We start from the raw sequence: 18,312 nt of genomic DNA on the forward strand, positions 1-18,312 counted from the left end.
CGCCAACGGCCAGTTCGCCGAGGACCATCCGCTGTCGACGGCGATCATGCCGCTGATCGACGACCGCGAGGCCCTGTTCCTGGCCATGCTGCTGCACGACACCGGCAAGGGCGGGGCGGGCGGCCAGGAGAAGGCCGGGGCTCGCGCCGCGCGCCAGGCCTGCGAGCGCCTGGGCCTGGACCGCAAGCGTATCGAGATGGTGGCCTGGCTGGTGGAGCATCACCTGGTGATGAGCGACTACGCCCAGAAGCGCGACGTCTCCGACCCGCGCACCGTGGCCGACTTCGCCCGCATCGTGGAGACTCCTGAGCGCCTGCGCCTGCTGCTGGTCCTGACCGTGGCCGACATCCGCGCCGTGGGGCCGGGCGTCTGGAACGGCTGGAAGGGCCAGCTGATGCGCGAACTCTACGGCGCCACCGAGGCGGTGTTCCGCGGCGGGCGCGGCTCGGACGCCGCCGCCGCCATCCGCCGCTATCACGAGAACGCCGCCTATGACGCCCGCGTCCGGCTGATCGCCGCCGATCCCTCGTCGGAAGCCTGGGCCACGGCCATGGAGGACGCCTACTTCACCTCCTTCACCGACACCGAGATTCTGTCGCATGCCGAGCTCGGCCGCCGCGCTGAGCAGGCCGGGGGGGCCGCCGCCGAGGGCCATATCCGCTCGGGCCTCAACGCCTCGGAGGTGGTGGTCGCCGCCACCGACCGCCAGCGGCTGTTCGTCGACCTGGCCGCGGCCATCACCGGGGCGGGCGCCAACGTGGTGGGCGCGCGGGTGTTCACCTCCCGCCAGGGCCAGGCGCTGGACGTCTTCTTCGTGCAGGACGTCACCGGCAAGCCCTATGGGGACGACAACCCCCGGGTGCTGACCAAGCTCGCCCAATCGCTGGAGGCCGCCGGCCGGGGCGAGGTCAGCAAGGCCGAGCCGCGCCGGGTGGCCGATTTCGGCCGGGCCGCGGCCTTCACCATCACGCCCACGGTGATGCTGGACAACGAGGCCTCGGAGGCCTCGACCGTGGTGGAGGCCTCGGGCCGCGACCGGCCGGGCCTGCTGGTGGCGCTGGCGCGCAACATCTCCGAGGCCGGCTTGTCGATCCTCTCGGCCCATATCGACGGCTATGGCGAGCGCGCCGTGGACGCCTTCTACGTGGTCGAGGCCGACGGCCGGAAACTGGCCGACACCAAGAAGATGACCGCGCTCAAGGCCCGGCTCATGGCCTCGCTGGAAGAGGTCGAGGCCGCCGCCACGCCCAAGTCCCGCGCCAACATCCAGAAGGCCCGCGCCAGCGTCGGGCGTTGAGGCGGCGCAGTCGAACAGCTCACCCTCTCCCCTCGAGCGGGGAGAGGAGGCGATCCGGATGTCACAGCTCGAGGCCTCCGGTCCTCCCTTGACCCTTGCAGGCGCGTCAGCGCACACAAACGCTCGTGACCGCCCCGCCATCCCCTCCGCCCAAGAGCGGCCTGATCCGCTCCTCGCTGGTGCTGTCGGGCCTGACCCTGGTCAGCCGGTTCATGGGGCTGGCGCGGGACCTGGTGCTTACCGCGCGGCTGGGGGCCAGCGCCACCATCGCCGCCGACGCCTACTATACCGCGCTCTCGTTCCCCAACCTGTTCCGGCGGATCTTCGCGGAGGGCGCCTTCACCTCGGCCTTCGTGCCGTCCTACACCAAGACCCTGGGCGGGGACGGCCAGGCGGAGGCCGACCGCATCGCCTCGGACGCCATGGCCACCCTGGCGGCGGCGACCCTGCTGCTGACGCTCGTGGCGCAGCTGGCCATGCCCTGGCTGATGTACGCCATCAATCCCGGCTACGCCTCGGACCCCGAAAAGTTCAAGCTGGCCATCGTGCTGACCCAGATCAGCATGCCCTACCTGCCCTGCATGGCCATCGGGGCCCTGCTGTCGGGGGTGCTGAACGCGCACCGGCGGTTCATCGTCACCGGCATCTTTCCGACCATCCTCAACGTGGTGATGCTGATCGCCGTCTGGCCGCAGAGCGACCCGATCCGCGCCGCCTACGCCGCCTCCATCGGCATCCCCATCGCCGGCGTCCTGCAGGCGGGCCTGCTGTGGTGGGGCGCCAAGAAGACCGGCGCCCAGATCAGGCTGCGCCGGCCCAAGCTGACGCCGGAGATCAAGTCGCTGATCAGCCTGGCCATCCCCGGCGCCATCGCCGCCAGCGCCGTGCAGATCAACATCTTCATCTCCGGCATCCTGGCCTCCCAGGCGGCCGGCGGCCGGGCCTGGATGGAGGTCGCCGCCCGGCTCTACCAGCTCCCCCTGGGCCTGATCGGGGTGGCGGTGGGCGTGGCCCTGCTGCCCCGGCTCTCCAGCGCCATCCAGGCCGGGGACCACGATGACGCCCAGGGCGCCACCGACCAGGCGGTGATCTTCGCGCTCGCGCTCACGGCTCCGGCCGCCGCGGCCCTGGTGGCCATGCCCTTCTTCCTGATCGACGGCATGTTCACCCGGGGCGCATTCACGGTGGAGGACGCCCGCCAGACCGGCCAGGTCCTCCTCCAGTACGGTTGGGGCGTCCCGGCCTTCGTCCTGGCTCGGGTGCTGCAGCCGGCCTTCTTCGCCCGCGCCGACACCAAGGCGCCCATGCGCTTCGGCCTGATCTCGGTGGCGGTGAACATCGTGCTGGGCCTCTCCCTTTTCCCGCTGGTGGGGGTGCAGGGCATCGCCGCGGCGACCAGCGCGGCGGCCTGGCTCAACGTGCTGCAGATGGCGGTGCTTCTGGTCCGGCGCGGCGACTATTCCCCGACCCTGAAGGCCTGGAACCGGATCGCCCGGATCCTCGCCGCCAGCGCCGTCTTCGGCGGCCTGCTGGCCTTCGCCTCGCACGAGCGGGCCTGGCTGGAGGCGCCGCTGGAGGGCGTCCGGGGCCTCGGCCTGGGGCCCAAGGAGATCGCCGTGCTGTGCGTCAGCGCCGTGGGCGTCGGGGTCTATGGCCTGCTGTTGCTCGCCTTCCGGGGCATCACGCCCAGCGAGATCCGCGCCGCCCTGCGCCGCCGGGCCGGCGACACGCCGATCCCCACCGACCTCTGAGCGACTTGCGGGCCGCCTCGCGAAGCCTTATTCGCTGGCGCCATGGCTCACGGACGACACACTTGGCGATGGCGCCGCGCCTGACCCCGCCTTCCCGGGGCGCGCCGCCGCGCCCGTCTGTCCCCTCATTCGAAGCCTGACCCCATGACCGACCAAGCTCCTCCCGTCTATTCGGGCCCCTCGCGCGTGCTCTCCGGCGTCCAACCGTCCGGCGCCCTGCATCTCGGCAACTATCTCGGCGCCCTGGTGAAGTTCACCCGCCTGCAGCACGAGATGGACACCTTCATCTTCGTGGCCGACATGCACGCCATCACCGTGTGGCAGGACCCCAAGCTGCTGGCCTCCCAGGTCCGCGAGATCGCCGCGGCCTATCTGGCGGCGGGCGTGGACCCCAAGAAGGCCACCATCTTCCCGCAGTCGGCGGTGCCCGAGCACGCGGAACTCGCCTGGGTGTTCAACTGCGTGGCCCGGCTGGGCTGGCTGGACCGGATGACCCAGTTCAAGGACAAGGCCGGCAAGCACAAGGAACGCGAGAGCGTCGGGCTCTACACCTATCCGGTGCTCCAGGCCGCCGACATCCTGGTCTACAAGGCCACCCATGTGCCGGTGGGCGAGGACCAGCGCCAGCACCTGGAACTGACCCGCGACATCGCCGCCAAGTTCAACCATGACTTCGAGGCGCCGGCCTTCTTCCCCCTGCCCGAGGCCCTGACCGAGGGGCCGGGCGCTAGGATCATGTCCCTGCGCGACGGTTCGGCGAAGATGAGCAAGTCCGATCCCTCGGACAATTCGCGGCTCAACCTGCTGGATGACGCCGACACCATCGCCCAGAAGGTGCGCAAGGCGCGGACCGATCCCGATCCCTTGCCCGCCACCTTGGATGAGCTGAAGGACCGGCCCGAGGCGCTGAACCTGATCGGCATCTATGCCGCGCTCGATGGGCGCAGCGCGGCCCAGGTGCTCGCCGAGTTCACCGGACAGGGCTTCGGCGCCTTCAAGCCGAAGCTCGCCGACCTGGCGGTGGCCAGGCTCGGTCCCGTTGGGGCCGAGATGCGCCGGCTGATGGCCGATCCGGCCGAGATCGACCGCGTCCTGGCCGACGGCGCCCAGCGCGCCCGGGCCGCCGCGGCCCCGAACCTGGCGCAGGTGAAGAAGATCGTCGGCTACTGGGGAAGCTGAGCCGGGACTTGCGCGGGGCGGCGTCGCGCGCCACCGTCGCCCCATGAGCCAGCGCAAGTTCCTCGTCATCGCCGACGACAGCCCGGAATTCCAGGCGGCCCTGCGCTTCGCCTGCCGCCGCGCCCGCTCCACGGGCGGTCACGTGGCGATGCTGCGGGTCATCGAGCCGGCGGTGTTCGAGCACTGGAGCGGGGTGCGTGAGGAGATCGAGCGCCAGGCCCGCGAGGAGGCCGAGCAGGTCCTGCAGAAGATGGCCGAATATGTGGTGGAGCAGTCCGGCATGGCGCCGGAATTCATCATCCTGGACGCCGACAACACCCGCGCGGCCCTGCGCAAGGTGATCTCCGAGGACCCGGCCATCAAGATCCTGGTCCTGGCCGCCGCCGTGGGCGGGCGCGGCCCGGGCCCCCTGGTCGCCTCCATCGCCAAGGAAGGCGTCAAGTGGGGAACCCGCAAGGTGCCGGTCACCGTGGTGCCGGGCGACCTCACTGACGACGAGATCGCCGACCTGGCCTAGGCTGGGTCGGCCTGACGCTCAGGCCGCCGGCAAGAAGTCAAACGCGGGACCTTGCGCGCCAACCTGCCGACAAGCCGACACTCTGAATGTCTGAGAAGGGTGGTGGATTGCGGACCTTGCAGCATGATGGTTGCCCTCGAGGACCGGTCGCGCAATGTGACAAGGTCGGGTGCAGGTGCCGCCGAAGAATAGTGAGGACGTACGCCGTGGCCCTCCTTCTCATCGGCCTGTTGGCCGCCGCCATTGGTGCGCCAGTCAGCTCAGAAGTGAGGCAGGCGCCCAAGTCTTCCATTTGCGAAATCAACAAGGCTGGGCCGCGCCTGAATGGAATGGCGGTCCACCTTCAGGCAATCTTGGTCGTTGATAGCTTGGGAGGTGAACTCCGCGACAAGAGGTGTCCGAGTGTGACGTTGGGCTTCGCCGACGATGGAAATGCCGAAAGAACCGATCTCTATTCGAGTTTCAGCAATTCATTTGATCGGGACCTGTTCACGCGGGGCCGTGCGCGTCAGGAGATTGAATTGCATGGTGTGGTCGAGTCGCCTGGCGCGGCTGGTGCGGGGCGCCCCTATCGAAGCGTGATCAAACTAGTGAAAATCGTTCGGTTCAGCAGAATTCCCTAACGTTTATCGGACGGCCGACTCGGGTCGGAAGTCGCCATAGGTTTTCCGCCAACTTTCGCCCGTCGCCGGTGCGTCCAAGCGCTAAAGATGGCCAAGCCCAAAAGTACCCGCCCTGGCCTAGAACGCCGCCAAGCTTGCGATTCCGGCTCCAAAGCGCCACATCTCCTGCATGTTCATCCAAACCGAAGCCACTCCGAACCCCGAGGTCCTGAAGTTCCTGCCCGGCCGTGAGATCATGGCCGAGGGATCGCGCGACTTCCGCAGCGCGCAAGAGGCCGAGGCCTCGCCGCTGGCCACCGACCTGTTCGGTGTCGAGGGCGTGACCCGGGTGTTCTTCGGGACCGACTTCGTCACCGTCGGCAAGGGCGGGGACCTGGACTGGGCCCATCTGAAGGCCCCGATCCTGGCGGCGATCATGGACCACTTCACCTCGGGCCGGCCGCTGTTCTCCGACAGCCAGGGCGACGAGGCCGGCGGCCACGACGACCAGGTCTATGAGGGCGAGACCGCCCAGGTGGTGGCCGAGATCAAGGACCTGCTGGACACCCGCATCCGCCCGGCCGTGGCCCAGGACGGCGGCGACATCCTGTTCAACCGCTTCGAGCCGGAGACCGGCGTGGTCTGGCTGCACATGCGCGGCGCCTGCTCGGGCTGCCCGTCCTCCTCGGCGACCCTCAAGGCCGGGGTGGAGAACATGCTCAAGCACTATGTGCCCGAAGTGACCCGGGTCGAGCAGACGCTCTAGACTTGTGAGCCGGGGGTGGATTCTTTTCCTATCGCTGGCGGTCGCGGCGGTGGCCGCGCCGTGCCTGGCCGATGAGGACGACTGGCCGGTGCTGAAGGGCGCGCGGGTGGAGAACCGGCCGCCGGCCGTGGCCTTCGCCGTCTATCGCAGCCATCGCTCGACCGGTTTCGGCGTCTATCGGATGCAGAGGCCCGACGCCCTGAAGCCCTATCTGCTGGCGCGGCGGGTCGAGGCCCAGTCGGGCAAGGCCGAGATTTCCTGGGCGAGTTCGGAAGCCTGTCCGCAGCTTGAGCCGGCCCTGGCCGAACTGGCGCGCCTGCCCGCGCCGGTGATCGCGCCGCCCCGGACCGGCCCGGCCGGCGACCTCAAGCCCGCCGCGGACGGCAGCAGCTATTTCCTCTGGGCCACCGACGCGCGCTGGTCGGCCGCCGACAGCGCCGCCGGGATGGAGCTGCGCGCCATCGACGGCTCCCCCGTAGCCGCCTGGGCCGAGAAGACCCTGAAGAGCCTGGAGCCCTGCTGGGGCCCGACCCGGCCGTGATCGTGCTGGCCCTCGACACCTGCCTCGGCGCCTGTTCGGCGGCCGTGCTGGACGGCGACCGGGTGCTGGCCGCCAAGGTCGAACCCATGGCGCGCGGGCACCAGGAGCGCCTCGCCCCCCTGGTCGCCGAGCTGATGGCCGAGGCGGGGATGGCCTTCGATCGCCTCGACCGGGTGGGCGTCACCGTGGGCCCGGGCTCGTTCACCGGACTGCGGGTGGGGCTGGCCTTCGCCAAGGGGATCGGCCAGGCCCTGGCCATCCCGGTGGTGGCGGTGGGGACCCTGGAAGCCCTGGCGGCGGGGATACCAGACCGCGTCCTGGCGGTGCTCGACGCCAAGCGCGGCCAGGTCTACCTCCAGGCCTTCGCCGACGGCGCCGCCGTCAGCGCCCCCGATGTCCTGCCCGTCGAGACCGCGGCGGCGCGGGTGGCGGAGTTCGCCCCCGAGGTGCTGATCGGCTCCGGCGCGGGTCTCTTTTCCGACATGACGCCCTCGGCTCGCGTGATCGCCGCCGAGCAGGCCGATCCGGCCGCCGTGGCGCGGCTGGCCGCCGCCCGCGCGCCCGTCCCGCCGCGACCGCTTTATCTGCGCGCGCCCGACGCCCGGTTGCCGGGCGGAAAGCTGCCGCCGCCGTGAGGCTGCGCGGCGCCTGGAGTCATGAGGCCGACGCGCTGGCCAGGGTCCACGCCGCGGCCTTCGCAAGCGGCTGGCCGCCCCAGGAGATCGCCGGCCTGCTGGACGGGCCGGGCGGCTTCGCCCTGCTGGTCGAGGGCGAGGATCGGCCACTCGCCTTCATCCTGTGCCGCGCCGTGGCCGGGGAGGCCGAGATCCTCACCCTGGCCGTCGATCCCGCCGCGCGCCGCCAAGGCTTGGCGCTGGCCCTGGTCGAGGCCGCCACCGGCGCGGCGCGGATGGCCGGGGCCGAATCGCTGTTCCTGGAGGTCGCCGACGACAACCCCGCGGCCCGGGGGCTTTACGCCAAGGCCGGTTTCGGCGAGGTGGGCCTGCGGCGCGGATACTACGACAGAGGTGCAAAACCACCAGCCGACGCGGTGGTGATGCGTCTCGACCTTGGCCCATCGGCCTAGGCGCTCTATCGTGCGCCCACCAAGTCGCCAGGAGCCGTTCGTGGACCGGATCGAGAATCTCTGCGTCGAAAAGGGCATGCGGATGACCGAGCAGCGCCGCGTGATCGCGCGCGTGCTGTCGCAAGCCCATGACCACCCGGACGTGGAAGAGCTCTATCGGCGCTCCCACGACGTGGACCCGCACATCTCCATCGCCACGGTCTATCGCACCGTGCGGCTGTTCGAGGAGGCGGGGATCATCGCCCGCCACGACTTCCGCGACGGCCGCTCGCGCTACGAGGAAGCCACCGAGATCCACCACGACCACTTGATCGACATGAAGTCCGGCAAGGTGGTGGAGTTCGTCGACGAGGAGATCGAGGCCCTGCAGGAGGCGATCGCCCACAAGCTCGGCTACAAGCTGGTGGACCACCGCCTGGAGCTCTACGGCGTGCCGATCGAAGAATGACATCGGGGTCGAAGGGGCGCGGACTGACCGAGCACCACGACCGGTGCGTTTCCCTAATTCTGCATGACTTTCCGCAGCGGCCCGACGAAATCGCCGACTGGGCCGATTACGGCGACGTGGCGGTCGTGATGATCGGCGACAAGGCCGGTCACCGCGCCGTCACCAAGAACCGCATAACTTGGCGCCAGCCCATCAACGCGGATGTTCCCTGGGACGATGGGCTCGCGGACCTCGTGCGAAATCTTGGCGGCCGTGAACGGGTGGCGAAGCTTCTCTCGAACGTTCGCCCGAAGGCCGCATGGATACGCATCAACCTGCCCTCTATCGGGTCTCCCTGGCAGGAATCGGCTGGGCTGGGCCGGGAGTCGATCCAGCTACTTGCTGACCTCGAGCTTGAATTCGATATCGCCATGTTCGCTTACGACGACAGCCAATGGACACACCGTCCGAAATCCTAGGACCGAGCGTAGGATCGGTCCACCGCTCCGCGGGTCTCAACCTTGCGCCCAACTATCCACAGCCCCATAAACCGGCCATGTCCTTGCCCACCAAGCGCCTCTTCATCAAGACCTACGGCTGTCAGATGAACGTCTATGACAGCGAGCGCATGGCCGATGTGCTTGGCCCGCTGGGCTACGCGATGACGCAGCGGCCCGAAGAGGCCGACCTGGTCGTGCTCAACACCTGCCATATCCGCGAGAAGGCCACCGAGAAGGTCTATTCCGAGCTCGGCTACATCAAGGCCATGAAGTTGGCGCGCCGCGCGGCGGGGTCCGACATGGTGATCGCGGTGGCCGGCTGCGTGGCCCAGGCCGAGGGCGAGCAGATCATGCTGCGCCAGCCGGCGGTGGACCTGGTGGTCGGACCGCAGGCCTATCACCAGCTTCCCGAGCTGATCGCCCGCACCCACCGGGCGCGCGGCGAGCGGCTGGCCGCCGACTTCGCCGCCGACGAGAAGTTCGACGCCCTGCCGGTGGAGCGCCATCCGACGGGGGTGACCGCCTTCCTGACCGTGCAGGAGGGCTGCGACAAGTTCTGCACCTTCTGCGTGGTGCCCTATACCCGCGGCGGCGAGTGGTCGCGGCCGGTCGACACCATCCTGGCCGAGGCCCGCAGCTTGGCGCAGCAGGGGGTGCGCGAGGTCACCCTGCTGGGCCAGAACGTCAACGCCTATGCGGGCGAGGGCGGCCTGGCCGGCCTGGCGCGGAAGCTGGCGAAGATCGAGGGCCTGGACCGCATCCGCTACACCACCAGCCACCCGGCCGACATGGACCAGGCGCTGATCGACGCCCATGCCGAGCTGCCGCAGCTGATGCCCTATCTTCACCTGCCGGTGCAGTCGGGCTCGGACAAGATCCTCAAGGCCATGAACCGCGCCCACACCGCCGACAGCTACCTGCGGCTGGTGGAGAAGACCCGCGCCGCGCGGCCCGACATCGCCATGTCCGGCGACTTCATCGTCGGCTTCCCCGGCGAGCGGGATTCCGACTTCGAGGCGACGCTCAGCCTGGTCCGCGAGGTCGGCTACGCCACGGCCTTCAGCTTCAAATACTCCCGCCGCCCGGGCACCCCGGCCGCGGCTATGCCCGGCCAGGTGGCCGAAGAGGTCAAGGACGAGCGCCTGGCCCGGCTCAACGCCCTGCTGGACGAACAGCAGAAGGCCTTCAACCTGAGCCAGGTGGGCCAGGTCCTGCCGGTTCTGTTCGAGAAAAGCGGCCGCCATCCGGGCCAGCTTTCGGGCCGCAGCCCCTATCTTCAGGCCGTCCACTGCGACGGTCCGGATCGTCTGATCGGAAAGATCGTTCCGGTGCGTATCGAAGCCGCCGCCAAGATGAGCCTGGCCGGCGTCCTGGAACAGGTCCCCGCGTGAGCAAGCCCCCCGAGTTCATCCCCCTGTCCGACGCCGCGGTTCGCGCCGTGGCCGGAACCTCCAGCCGCCACGCCGCCCTGATCGAGGACGCCCTGGACGTGCTGGTGGAGACCCCGGGCGGCGGGGTGGCGCTCAGCGGCGACTCCAAGGCCCGGGCCAGCGCCAAGCAGGTGATCAACGCCCTGGCCGAGCGCGCCGACGCCGGCCACGAGGTGGCCGAGGCCGATGTGCGCGTGGCCATCGGCCAGGCCCGCACCGGCAGCGGCAAGGCGCCCGGCGGCCTGCCCACCGGCAAGCGCGGCCAGGTGGTCCCCAAGACCCCGGGACAGGCGCGCTATCTCCAGGCCCTGGCCAATTGCGAGCTGGTCTTCGGCCTGGGCCCGGCCGGCACCGGCAAGACCTTCCTGGCCGTCGCTCACGGGGCCGGCCTGCTGCTGCGCGGCGAGGTCGACCGGCTGATCGTCTCGCGCCCGGCCGTGGAGGCCGGCGAGCGGCTCGGCTTCCTGCCCGGTGACCTGTCGGAGAAGGTCGATCCCTACATGGCCCCGGTTTGGGAGGCGCTCACCGACATCCTGGGCGCCGAACAGTTCCGCCGTCGCCGCGAGAAGGGCGAGATCGAGGTGGTGCCCATCGCCTTCATGCGCGGTCGCACCCTCAGCCACGCCTTCGTCATCGTCGACGAGGCGCAGAACACCTCGCGCCTGCAGATGAAGATGGTGCTGACCCGACTGGGGGAGGGCGCGCGCATGGCGGTGACCGGCGACCCCACCCAGATCGACCTGGTCAACCCCACGGACTCAGGCCTGGCCCACGCGGTGAGCCTGCTGGAGGGCGTCCAGGGGGTGGGGGTCAACCGGTTCACGGTGGAGGACGTTGTCCGCCACCCGATGGTCGAGCGGATCGTTCGCGCCTATGACGCCGACGCCGCCAAGCGGGGGCGCACGATGTGATCGACCTCGAGATCGAAGACCAGGCCTGGCTCGCCGCCGAACCCGACGCCGAGGCCCTGGCCCTGGCCGTGACCCAGGCGACGCTCGCCTATATCGACTTCACCGAGGGCTCGGTCACCCTGCTGCTGACCGACGACCAGTCGGTGCGCGAGCTCAACCTCCGCTTTCGGCAGAAGGACAGCGCCACCAACGTGTTGTCCTTCCCGGCGCCGCAGAACCCGGAGCGACACCTGGGCGACGTGGCCCTGGCCTATGGCGTCTGCGCCCGCGAGGCCGCCGAACAGGGCAAGCCGCTCGCCCACCACCTTCAGCACCTGGTGGCGCACGGGGTGCTGCATCTAGTAGGATATGACCACGAAACCGACGCCGAGGCCGAACAGATGGAAGGCCTTGAGCGCGTCATCCTGGCGGGACTGGGGGTCCCTGATCCCTATGCCGCCGAACAGGGAGACCATGGCTAACTCCTCCGACGGTTCCAGACCGCCCGAACCCGCCCGGCAAAGCCGGGGCGTTCGGGCCTTCCTCCGCCGACTGCGCGGCAAGGCCGGCGAGGTCCTGGCCGTTCCGATCGCCAACGGCGCCGGCGGGGCCCTGGTGGAGCAGGCCGCCGCCTTCCAGACCATGCGGGTGGACGACGTGATGACACCCAGGGTGGACATCGTGGCCGTGGAGCTGTCGGCTCCCTTCGCCGAGGTGGTGGAGCGGTTCGCCGAGGCTGAGCACAGCCGCATGCCGATCTTCCGCGACACCCTCGACGACCCTGTCGGCGTGATCCACGTCAAGGACATCTTCAAGCTGCTGGCCGGACGCGGGAAGCGGCCGGGCCCCAGCGACCTGATCCTGCAGAAGCTGCGCCGCGAGGTGCTCTATGTGCCGGGCTCCATGCGCTGCGCCGACCTGCTGCTGCGCATGCAGGCCGAGCGCACCCACATGGCCCTGGTCATCGACGAGTTCGGCGGCACCGATGGGCTGGTGACCATGGAGGACCTGGTCGAGGCGGTGGTGGGCGACATCGACGACGAGCACGACGAGGCCGCCGTCGCCAGCGTCACGCCACGCCCCGGCGGGGTGTTCGAGGTGGACGGCCGCGCGCCGCTGGAGAAGCTGGAGGCGGCGCTGGACACCGACCTGGCTCCGCCCGACCTGGACGAGGAGATCGACACCGTGGGCGGCCTGGTCTCGGCCCTGGCCGGACGCGTGCCGCAGCGGGGCGAGGTCATCGCCCATCCCGGCGGCTTCGAGATCCAGGTGCTGGACGCCGATCCCCGGCGGGTGAAGCGCGTGCGGTTCAAGCCCGCCGCCAAGCCCGAACCCATGGTCGAGGCCTAGGGCCCTGACTCGTCTGTCCGCCTGGACGGCGCGCCTGCTGGCGCTCGCCGCCGGCCTGGCGGCGGGCTTCGCCCATCCGCCCTTCGGCCTGCTGCCGGGCCTGCTGGGTTACGCCCTGCTGCTGGGCCTGATCGAGACCGAGGGCGCGCGACCCAAGCGCTCGGCCTTCTTCCGGGGCTGGCTGGCCGGGGTCGGTTATTTCGCCGTCGGCGTCTGGTGGATCACCGAGCCCTTCCAGGTGGACGCCGCCAACCAGGGCTGGATGGCGCCCTTCGCCCTGCTGTTCATGGCCGGTGGCCTCGCCCTGTTCTGGGGTCTGGCGGCCCTGGCCTATCGCTGGGCCGCGCCCAGCGGACCCTGGCGGGTTCTGGTGTTCGCCGGCGTCCTGGCGGGGTTGGAGTGGACGCGCGGGCACATCTTCACGGGCTTTCCCTGGAACCTGCCGGGCGAGACCTGGCCGGCCGGCGGGATGGTGTCGCAGGCCGCCGCCGTGGTCGGCGCCTATGGCCTGACCTGGATCACCCTGGCGATCGCCGCGGTCCCGATCCTGATCCTGGACGCTGCCCCCCGCCGGACGCGGGCCGTGGCGGTGGGGCTCGCGGCCCTGGCCCTGGCCGGTCTCCATGCCGCCGGCGCCGCGCGCCTGGCCGGCGCGCCCGCCCCGGCCGCCGATGCGCCGAGCGTGCGCATCGTCCAGGCCAATATCGACCAGAAGGACAAGTGGAGGCCCGAGAACCTCGACACCATCGTCGCCACCTATGGGCGGCTCACCCGCCAGGGCGGGGCGACGCCGCAGATCGTGGTCTGGCCCGAGGGGGCCTTGCCGGCGGTGATCGACGACCTGCTGGCGCCGGGCAGCCCCTATGTGGACCGCCTGGCCGAGGCGCTGGCGCCGGGCCAGACCCTGCTGATGGGCGCCAACCGCGCCGGGCTCTCGCCGACGGGCGAGGTGGACTATTTCAACAGCCTGGTCGCCCTGCGCCGCGAGGGCGGCGGGTTCGCCGTCACGGGGGTCTATGACAAGCACCGGCTGGTGCCGTTCGGCGAGTTCCTGCCCTTCGGCGACCTGGCCACCCGGCTGGGGATCCGCAGCCTGGTCCACATGCCCGAGGACTTCACAGCCGGCCCCGAACCCCGGCCGCTGACGCCCCGCGGCCTGCCCGCCTTCCAGCCGCTGATCTGCTACGAGGCCCTCTTCCCGCACTTTTCCGGGGCGGCGGCGCAAAGGGCGGGGTTGCGCCCGGCCTGGCTGCTCAATGTCTCCAACGACGCCTGGTTCGGCGGGGCCAGCGGGCCGCTGCAGCACCTGAACATCGCCAGCTACCGCGCCATCGAGGAGGGTCTTCCCATCGTGCGGGCCACCCCCACCGGGGTCTCGGCCATGATCGACGCCCATGGCCGCACCCAGGCCAGGCTCGGGCTCGGTACGGAGGGGGTGATCGACGCGGTCCTGCCCGCCGCCCTGCCGCCGACCCCCTATTCCCGCGTCGGGGACGCGGCGTTCGCGGCGATGTTGCTCATTTCCGGGGCGATTCTTGCGCTGGGGGGCGTCAGGCGGCGGCCTTGAACTGACGGGGGCGTCAATTTTTTGACGGCCAGGCTCCCCTTCGTCTAGGGTTAAGCATGGCCAAGGAAACCAATCCTGCCCCCAACCCGGTCGACCTGCATGTGGGTCTGCGCATCCGCCTGCGCCGCAAGGAACTGGGGGTGAGCCAGGAGAAGCTGGCCGAGGCCATCGGGCTCACCTTCCAGCAGGTGCAGAAATACGAGCGCGCCGCCAACCGGGTCTCGGCCTCCAAGCTCTATGAGATGGCTCGGGCGCTGAAGACCTCCATCGCCTATTTCTACGAAGGCCTGCCCGAGGGCGACGCCGTGGGGCTGGAGGCCGTGGAGGCCCGGCCCGGGGCCCAGGCCTTCCTGCTCACCGCCGAGGGCCTGGAGCTGGCCGACACCTTCCCCAAGATTCGCCGCGCCCGCGTGCGCCGGCGCATCCTCGACCTGGTGCGGGCCATGGTCGAGGAAGAGGACGAGGTCTAGGTCCTTTCCGGGTCAGATGACTCCATCTGACCGGATGAAAAGGGTCTATCTTCCAAAGTCTGGAGCGTGACGGCCGCCTGAACCGGTATCCACTTCAGGCTGTCACGCTCCAGGGCGCCTTAACCAAGTGCGACCAGCTCGCGCTTGCGGGATATAAGGATTTCTTTATAGGTTCGCGCCGACGTTCAGTCGGATCGCCCGGAAGCGGTGGTCCGCGCCCATTTTCCGGAGCTATCGTCTTGAGCCGTTCCTCCTACATCTTCACCAGCGAAAGCGTGTCCGAAGGCCATCCGGACAAGGTGGCCGACCGCATCTCCGATACGGTCGTCGACGCCTTCCTGGCCGCGGAGCCCGAGGCTCGGGTGGCCTGCGAGACCCTGGTGACCACCAACCGCATCGTGCTGGCGGGGGAAGTCCGCGCCGGCAAGCCGGGCAGCTCCAAGGCCGAGAGCAAGCAGCTCACCAAGGACATCCTGGCCAGCCTGGAGCCCAAGGTCCGCGCGGCGGTGAAGGACATCGGCTACGCCCAGAAGGGCTTCCACTGGGAAAAGGCCAGGTTCCAGAACTACCTGCACGCCCAGTCGGCCGACATCGCCGTGGGCGTCGACTCGACCGCGAAGAAGGAAGAGGGCGCCGGCGACCAGGGCATCATGTTCGGCTACGCCTGCGACGAGACCCCGGCCCTGATGCCGGCCACGCTGCAGTTCTCCCACGACATCCTGCGCCGGCTGGCCGAGGTCCGTCACTCGGGCGAGTGCGAGGCCCTGGAGCCCGACGCCAAGAGCCAGGTGACCGTGCTCTATGAGAACGGCCGCCCGGTCGAGATCCTGCAGATCGTGGTCTCCACCCAGCACAAGAAGAAGATCGGCGACCTCGGCGCCAATTCGAAGCGCATCCAGGCGCTGATCAAGCCCTATGTCGAAAGCGTCCTGCCCGCGGGCCTGCTGACCAAGAAGACCAAGTGGCACGTCAACCCGACCGGCCGCTTCCTGATCGGCGGCCCGGACGGCGACGCCGGCATCACCGGCCGCAAGATCATCGTCGACACCTATGGCGGCGCCTCGCCGCACGGCGGCGGCGCCTTTTCCGGCAAGGACCCGACCAAGGTCGACCGCTCGGCAGCCTATGCCTGCCGCTACCTGGCCAAGAACGTCGTGGCCTCGGGCCTGGCGCGCAAGTGCACCATCCAGATCAGCTACGCCATCGGCGTGGCCAACCCGCTCAGCTTCTATGTGGACCTGCACGGCACCGGCGAGGTGGATCCGGCAAAGCTGGAGCTCGCCCTGCCGCAGATGATCGGCGGCGCCACGCCGCGCGCCATCCGCGAACACCTGGGCCTCAACCGCCCGATCTACGCCCGCACCGCGGCCTATGGCCACTTCGGCCGCCAGCCGGACAACGAGGGCGGCTTCTCCTGGGAAAAGACCGACCTGGCCGACCAGCTGAAGGGTCTGGCCTAGTTCCCACGGCGGGCGCCTTCAGCTAGAGGGCGCCCATGGAAGAGACCGCCCACCCGCTGATGCGCTCCTACGGGCGCATCAAGTCGCGCCCGATCAAGCCGCGCCAGGCCGCCCTGGTGGAGACCCTGCTGCCGCAGATCCGCGCGCCCCAGGCGCCCTTCGATCCGCGCGAGCTGATGCCGGAGGCGCGCGAGGTCTGGCTTGAGATCGGCTTCGGCGGAGGCGAGCACATGGCCGCCCAGGCCGGACGCGCGCCCGAGGTGCTGATCATCGGCTGCGAGCCTTTCCTCAACGGCGTGGCCAGCGCCGTGCGCCACGTCTCCGAACAGGAACTGAAGAATGTCCGCATCAAGGACGGCGACGCCCGCGAACTGATCGGCCACCTGCCGGACGCCTGCCTGGAGCGGGTCTTTGTCCTCTTCCCCGATCCCTGGCCGAAGGCGCGCCACCACAAGCGGCGCATCCTGCAGCCCGAGGTGCTGGAAGACTTGGCCCGGGTGCTGAAGCCGGGCGGGCGCCTGCGCTTCGCCACCGACGTGGCGGGCTATGCCGACTGGGCGCTGGAGCGGGTGCTGGCCTCGCCGCACTTCGACTGGACGGCGGAGCGGGCCGACGATTGGCGCACGCCCCCCGCCGACCACATCACCACCCGCTATGAGGAAAAGCGCCTGGGCGACTGCGCCCCGGTGTTCTTCGACTTCGTGCGGAAGTAAGCGCCACCAACAGCCGTCATCCCGGTTTGCGAAGCAACACCGGGACCCATACGCACTGGGATGGCAGGACGTGGCGAGGCCGCGTCGCTGCCTGGGCCATCAGGTGTTCATGGGTCCCAGACAAGCGCTTCGCGCTTTCCGGGATGACACTGTTGTGGGCTCTAGTTCTTCCAGCCCTTGCCGGCGGCGTTGGCCCGCTCGATGCCCTGGCGGATCAGCTCGCCGGTCTCTTCGGGATCGGCCCAGCGGACGATCTCCACCGACTTGCCCTTTTCCAGGTCCTTATAGTGCTGGAAGAAATGGGCGATCTGCTCGGTGAGGATGGCCGGCAGGCTGCGCCACGAGTCCACGCCCGCATAGAACGGGTGCAGCTTGTCCACCGGCACGGCCAGGACCTTTTCGTCGCCGCCGGCCTCGTCGACCATCATCAGGGTGCCGATCGGCCGCACGCGGATCACCGCGCCGGGCACCACCGGGGTCGGGCCCACCACCAGCACGTCCATCGGGTCGCCGTCGTCGGACAGGGTGTGGGGGATGAAGCCGTAATTGCCGGGATAGTACATGGCCGTGTGCAAGAAGCGGTCGACGAAGATCGCCCCGGATTCCTTGTCCAGCTCGTACTTCACCGGCTCGCCGCCCTGCGGGATCTCGATGATGGCGTTGACGTCGTAGGGCGGGTTCACGCCGACGGGGATCTTGGTGATGTCCATGGGGAGGAGGACCTTGTCCGAACACAAAAAAGGAAGCGGGCGGTGTGTGGACTATTCGCGGCCTTCGGAAAAGGGCGCGGCGACTTCAGCATGTCGATTTGGCTCCGTTTGACGCAAAATCCCTCGTCGCCCCGCCGCTCTCGCGCTTGACACGAAAACTACAGACGTAAACCATAGGGTGGACGGAGAGTGCGGATGCTGGCCCTCGACCACCTGGCGATCTGGACCGAGGAGCGGGACGGTCTGGCCGCGCGCCTGTCCGACCTGACCGGGCTTCCGGTGCTGGACGGTTTCTTCCCCGAGGGTCGTCGAGTGGCGCGTGGGGTGCGCTTCGCCGGCGGCGCCTTTGTCGATCTCCACCAGGTCGATCAGTCGGGCGGCCAGGTCTTCCTGGGTCTGCGGGGTGACGTCGAGGCGGTCGAGCGGTTGGCGGTGCGCGAAGGCTGGCGGGTGCGCTCGGGTCGCTGGCGCGAGGCGAACGACGGCTCACCCTGGTCGATGCTGACCTTCCGCCGGGATCACGGCGTGCTCAACCGGGTCTTCGTGATCGAGTACGGCCCGCGGCCGCAGGCCTGGGGTTCACCGGTCTTCGACCAGCCGCTGTACGACGCGGGAAACGCTCCGGCCGCGGGCGCGACCCTGCGCCGCGTCTGGCTCTCCACCCCCGACCCCAAGGCGTCGGGTCAGGCGCTGGAGGCCCTTGGGTTCGCGCCGTCCGGAGAGGTGGAGACGGCGTTCGAGCCTTTCGCCGGCAAGCTCTATCGCGGCGCGGCCGGGGACCTGGTGCTCGCGCCGGGCGAAACCGAGGCGGTGATCCGCTTCGACCTCACCGGACCGGGTCCACCGATGTATGGGCCGTTCGGCGAGCGCCTGGTCCTGACGATCGGCGAGACCCCGTGACAAGCCCCCCGCCGCGCGCTATATAGGCCTCCACATCGTCCGTTAGCGCTGGATAGCGCCTACGAGCGGCAGGCTTCGGCCCGGCCGCTTTTTTGTTGCCGGAGAGCGGCCAAGCTTATGCGTGGCAAGACCGCAGAAGATCAAAAGCTCCTGGA

General features: G+C 69.6%; 21 protein-coding genes. 20 read left to right on the forward strand and 1 reads right to left on the reverse strand.

The window, feature by feature from the left end:
• The 19 genes from Q8Q88_RS15645 to trmB all read left to right on the forward strand — a co-directional run.
• On the forward strand, positions 1–1,297 hold a 1,297-nt coding region (locus Q8Q88_RS15645; protein WP_305676114.1), incomplete at its 5' end, for an HD domain-containing protein.
• Positions 1,298–1,422: 125 nt separating this feature from the next.
• Positions 1,423–3,048 carry a murein biosynthesis integral membrane protein MurJ gene (gene murJ / locus Q8Q88_RS15650; RefSeq protein WP_305676115.1) on the forward strand — a complete coding sequence of 542 codons (1,626 nt, stop codon included), beginning with the start codon at positions 1,423–1,425 and terminating at the stop codon, positions 3,046–3,048.
• Between the two features lie 144 nt (positions 3,049–3,192).
• Entirely contained in the window at positions 3,193–4,227 is a 1,035-nt protein-coding gene (trpS, locus tag Q8Q88_RS15655; RefSeq protein WP_305676116.1) for a tryptophan--tRNA ligase, read from the forward strand.
• A 43-nt stretch (positions 4,228–4,270) separates the two neighbouring features.
• The gene (locus Q8Q88_RS15660) at positions 4,271–4,744 is read left to right on the forward strand and encodes a universal stress protein (protein WP_305676117.1); all 474 of its coding nucleotides are present in this window, start codon (positions 4,271–4,273) and stop codon (positions 4,742–4,744) included.
• A 206-nt stretch (positions 4,745–4,950) separates the two neighbouring features.
• Positions 4,951–5,367, forward strand: coding sequence for a hypothetical protein (locus tag Q8Q88_RS15665; RefSeq protein ID WP_305676118.1), 417 nt, complete (start codon positions 4,951–4,953; stop codon positions 5,365–5,367).
• 169 nt (positions 5,368–5,536) lie between these two features.
• A complete protein-coding gene (locus Q8Q88_RS15670; RefSeq protein ID WP_305676119.1) occupies positions 5,537–6,112 on the forward strand; it encodes a NifU family protein in 576 nt (191 codons plus the stop codon).
• 49 nt (positions 6,113–6,161) lie between these two features.
• Positions 6,162–6,653 carry a hypothetical protein gene (locus Q8Q88_RS15675; protein WP_305676120.1) on the forward strand — a complete coding sequence of 164 codons (492 nt, stop codon included), beginning with the start codon at positions 6,162–6,164 and terminating at the stop codon, positions 6,651–6,653.
• Entirely contained in the window at positions 6,653–7,288 is a 636-nt protein-coding gene (gene tsaB / locus Q8Q88_RS15680) for a tRNA (adenosine(37)-N6)-threonylcarbamoyltransferase complex dimerization subunit type 1 TsaB (protein WP_305676132.1), read from the forward strand. Before Q8Q88_RS15675 ends, tsaB begins: the two co-directional genes overlap by 1 nt.
• On the forward strand, positions 7,285–7,740 hold the full coding sequence (locus tag Q8Q88_RS15685; RefSeq protein WP_371129870.1) for a GNAT family N-acetyltransferase: 456 nt from the start codon (positions 7,285–7,287) through the stop codon (positions 7,738–7,740). Before tsaB ends, Q8Q88_RS15685 begins: the two co-directional genes overlap by 4 nt.
• A 40-nt stretch (positions 7,741–7,780) precedes the next feature.
• The gene (locus tag Q8Q88_RS15690; RefSeq protein ID WP_305676121.1) at positions 7,781–8,188 is read left to right on the forward strand and encodes a Fur family transcriptional regulator; all 408 of its coding nucleotides are present in this window, start codon (positions 7,781–7,783) and stop codon (positions 8,186–8,188) included.
• Entirely contained in the window at positions 8,185–8,646 is a 462-nt protein-coding gene (locus Q8Q88_RS15695) for a hypothetical protein (protein WP_305676122.1), read from the forward strand. Before Q8Q88_RS15690 ends, Q8Q88_RS15695 begins: the two co-directional genes overlap by 4 nt.
• Before the next feature lie 77 nt (positions 8,647–8,723).
• Entirely contained in the window at positions 8,724–10,058 is a 1,335-nt protein-coding gene (gene miaB / locus Q8Q88_RS15700; protein WP_305676123.1) for a tRNA (N6-isopentenyl adenosine(37)-C2)-methylthiotransferase MiaB, read from the forward strand.
• Positions 10,055–11,008 carry a PhoH family protein gene (locus tag Q8Q88_RS15705; protein WP_305676124.1) on the forward strand — a complete coding sequence of 318 codons (954 nt, stop codon included), beginning with the start codon at positions 10,055–10,057 and terminating at the stop codon, positions 11,006–11,008. The genes miaB and Q8Q88_RS15705 overlap by 4 nt, the downstream gene beginning before the upstream one ends.
• Positions 11,005–11,469 (forward strand): rRNA maturation RNase YbeY, encoded by a 465-nt coding sequence (gene ybeY / locus Q8Q88_RS15710; protein ID WP_305676125.1) that lies wholly within the window; start codon positions 11,005–11,007, stop codon positions 11,467–11,469. The genes Q8Q88_RS15705 and ybeY overlap by 4 nt, the downstream gene beginning before the upstream one ends.
• Positions 11,462–12,337, forward strand: coding sequence for a hemolysin family protein (locus tag Q8Q88_RS15715; protein WP_305676126.1), 876 nt, complete (start codon positions 11,462–11,464; stop codon positions 12,335–12,337). Before ybeY ends, Q8Q88_RS15715 begins: the two co-directional genes overlap by 8 nt.
• 4 nt (positions 12,338–12,341) lie before the next feature.
• Complete coding sequence (gene lnt, locus Q8Q88_RS15720; protein WP_305676134.1) at positions 12,342–13,904, forward strand: apolipoprotein N-acyltransferase; 1,563 nt, start codon at positions 12,342–12,344, stop codon at positions 13,902–13,904.
• Positions 13,905–13,960: 56 nt separating this feature from the next.
• Positions 13,961–14,374: a helix-turn-helix domain-containing protein gene (locus Q8Q88_RS15725; RefSeq protein ID WP_305676127.1), complete on the forward strand. Its 414-nt coding sequence runs from the start codon at positions 13,961–13,963 to the stop codon at positions 14,372–14,374.
• 239 nt (positions 14,375–14,613) lie between these two features.
• Complete coding sequence (metK, locus tag Q8Q88_RS15730; protein ID WP_305676128.1) at positions 14,614–15,834, forward strand: methionine adenosyltransferase; 1,221 nt, start codon at positions 14,614–14,616, stop codon at positions 15,832–15,834.
• A 35-nt stretch (positions 15,835–15,869) separates the two neighbouring features.
• Entirely contained in the window at positions 15,870–16,547 is a 678-nt protein-coding gene (trmB, locus tag Q8Q88_RS15735) for a tRNA (guanosine(46)-N7)-methyltransferase TrmB (protein ID WP_305676129.1), read from the forward strand.
• Between the two features lie 161 nt (positions 16,548–16,708).
• Here trmB and ppa read toward each other — a convergent pair whose 3' ends face one another.
• On the reverse strand, positions 16,709–17,257 hold the full coding sequence (gene ppa / locus Q8Q88_RS15740) for an inorganic diphosphatase (RefSeq protein ID WP_305676130.1): 549 nt from the start codon (positions 17,255–17,257) through the stop codon (positions 16,709–16,711).
• A gap of 195 nt (positions 17,258–17,452) precedes the next feature.
• Between ppa and Q8Q88_RS15745 the strand changes: the two genes are divergently transcribed.
• Complete coding sequence (locus tag Q8Q88_RS15745) at positions 17,453–18,157, forward strand: hypothetical protein (RefSeq protein ID WP_305676131.1); 705 nt, start codon at positions 17,453–17,455, stop codon at positions 18,155–18,157.
• Positions 18,158–18,312: the final 155 nt, after the last annotated feature.

This window comes from Phenylobacterium sp., assembly GCF_030697925.1.
Lineage (GTDB): Bacteria > Pseudomonadota > Alphaproteobacteria > Caulobacterales > Caulobacteraceae > Phenylobacterium.

Coding starts and splice junctions, on each gene's coding strand:
- Q8Q88_RS15745 (WP_305676131.1), top strand. CDS start 17,453: ATGCTGGCCCTCGACCACCTGGCGATCTGGACCGAGGAGCGGGACGGT.
- ppa (WP_305676130.1), bottom strand. CDS start 17,257: ATGGACATCACCAAGATCCCCGTCGGCGTGAACCCGCCCTACGACGTC.
- Q8Q88_RS15715 (WP_305676126.1), top strand. CDS start 11,462: ATGGCTAACTCCTCCGACGGTTCCAGACCGCCCGAACCCGCCCGGCAA.
- Q8Q88_RS15670 (WP_305676119.1), top strand. CDS start 5,537: ATGTTCATCCAAACCGAAGCCACTCCGAACCCCGAGGTCCTGAAGTTC.
- trmB (WP_305676129.1), top strand. CDS start 15,870: ATGGAAGAGACCGCCCACCCGCTGATGCGCTCCTACGGGCGCATCAAG.
- Q8Q88_RS15725 (WP_305676127.1), top strand. CDS start 13,961: ATGGCCAAGGAAACCAATCCTGCCCCCAACCCGGTCGACCTGCATGTG.
- Q8Q88_RS15695 (WP_305676122.1), top strand. CDS start 8,185: ATGACATCGGGGTCGAAGGGGCGCGGACTGACCGAGCACCACGACCGG.
- Q8Q88_RS15660 (WP_305676117.1), top strand. CDS start 4,271: ATGAGCCAGCGCAAGTTCCTCGTCATCGCCGACGACAGCCCGGAATTC.
- trpS (WP_305676116.1), top strand. CDS start 3,193: ATGACCGACCAAGCTCCTCCCGTCTATTCGGGCCCCTCGCGCGTGCTC.
- miaB (WP_305676123.1), top strand. CDS start 8,724: ATGTCCTTGCCCACCAAGCGCCTCTTCATCAAGACCTACGGCTGTCAG.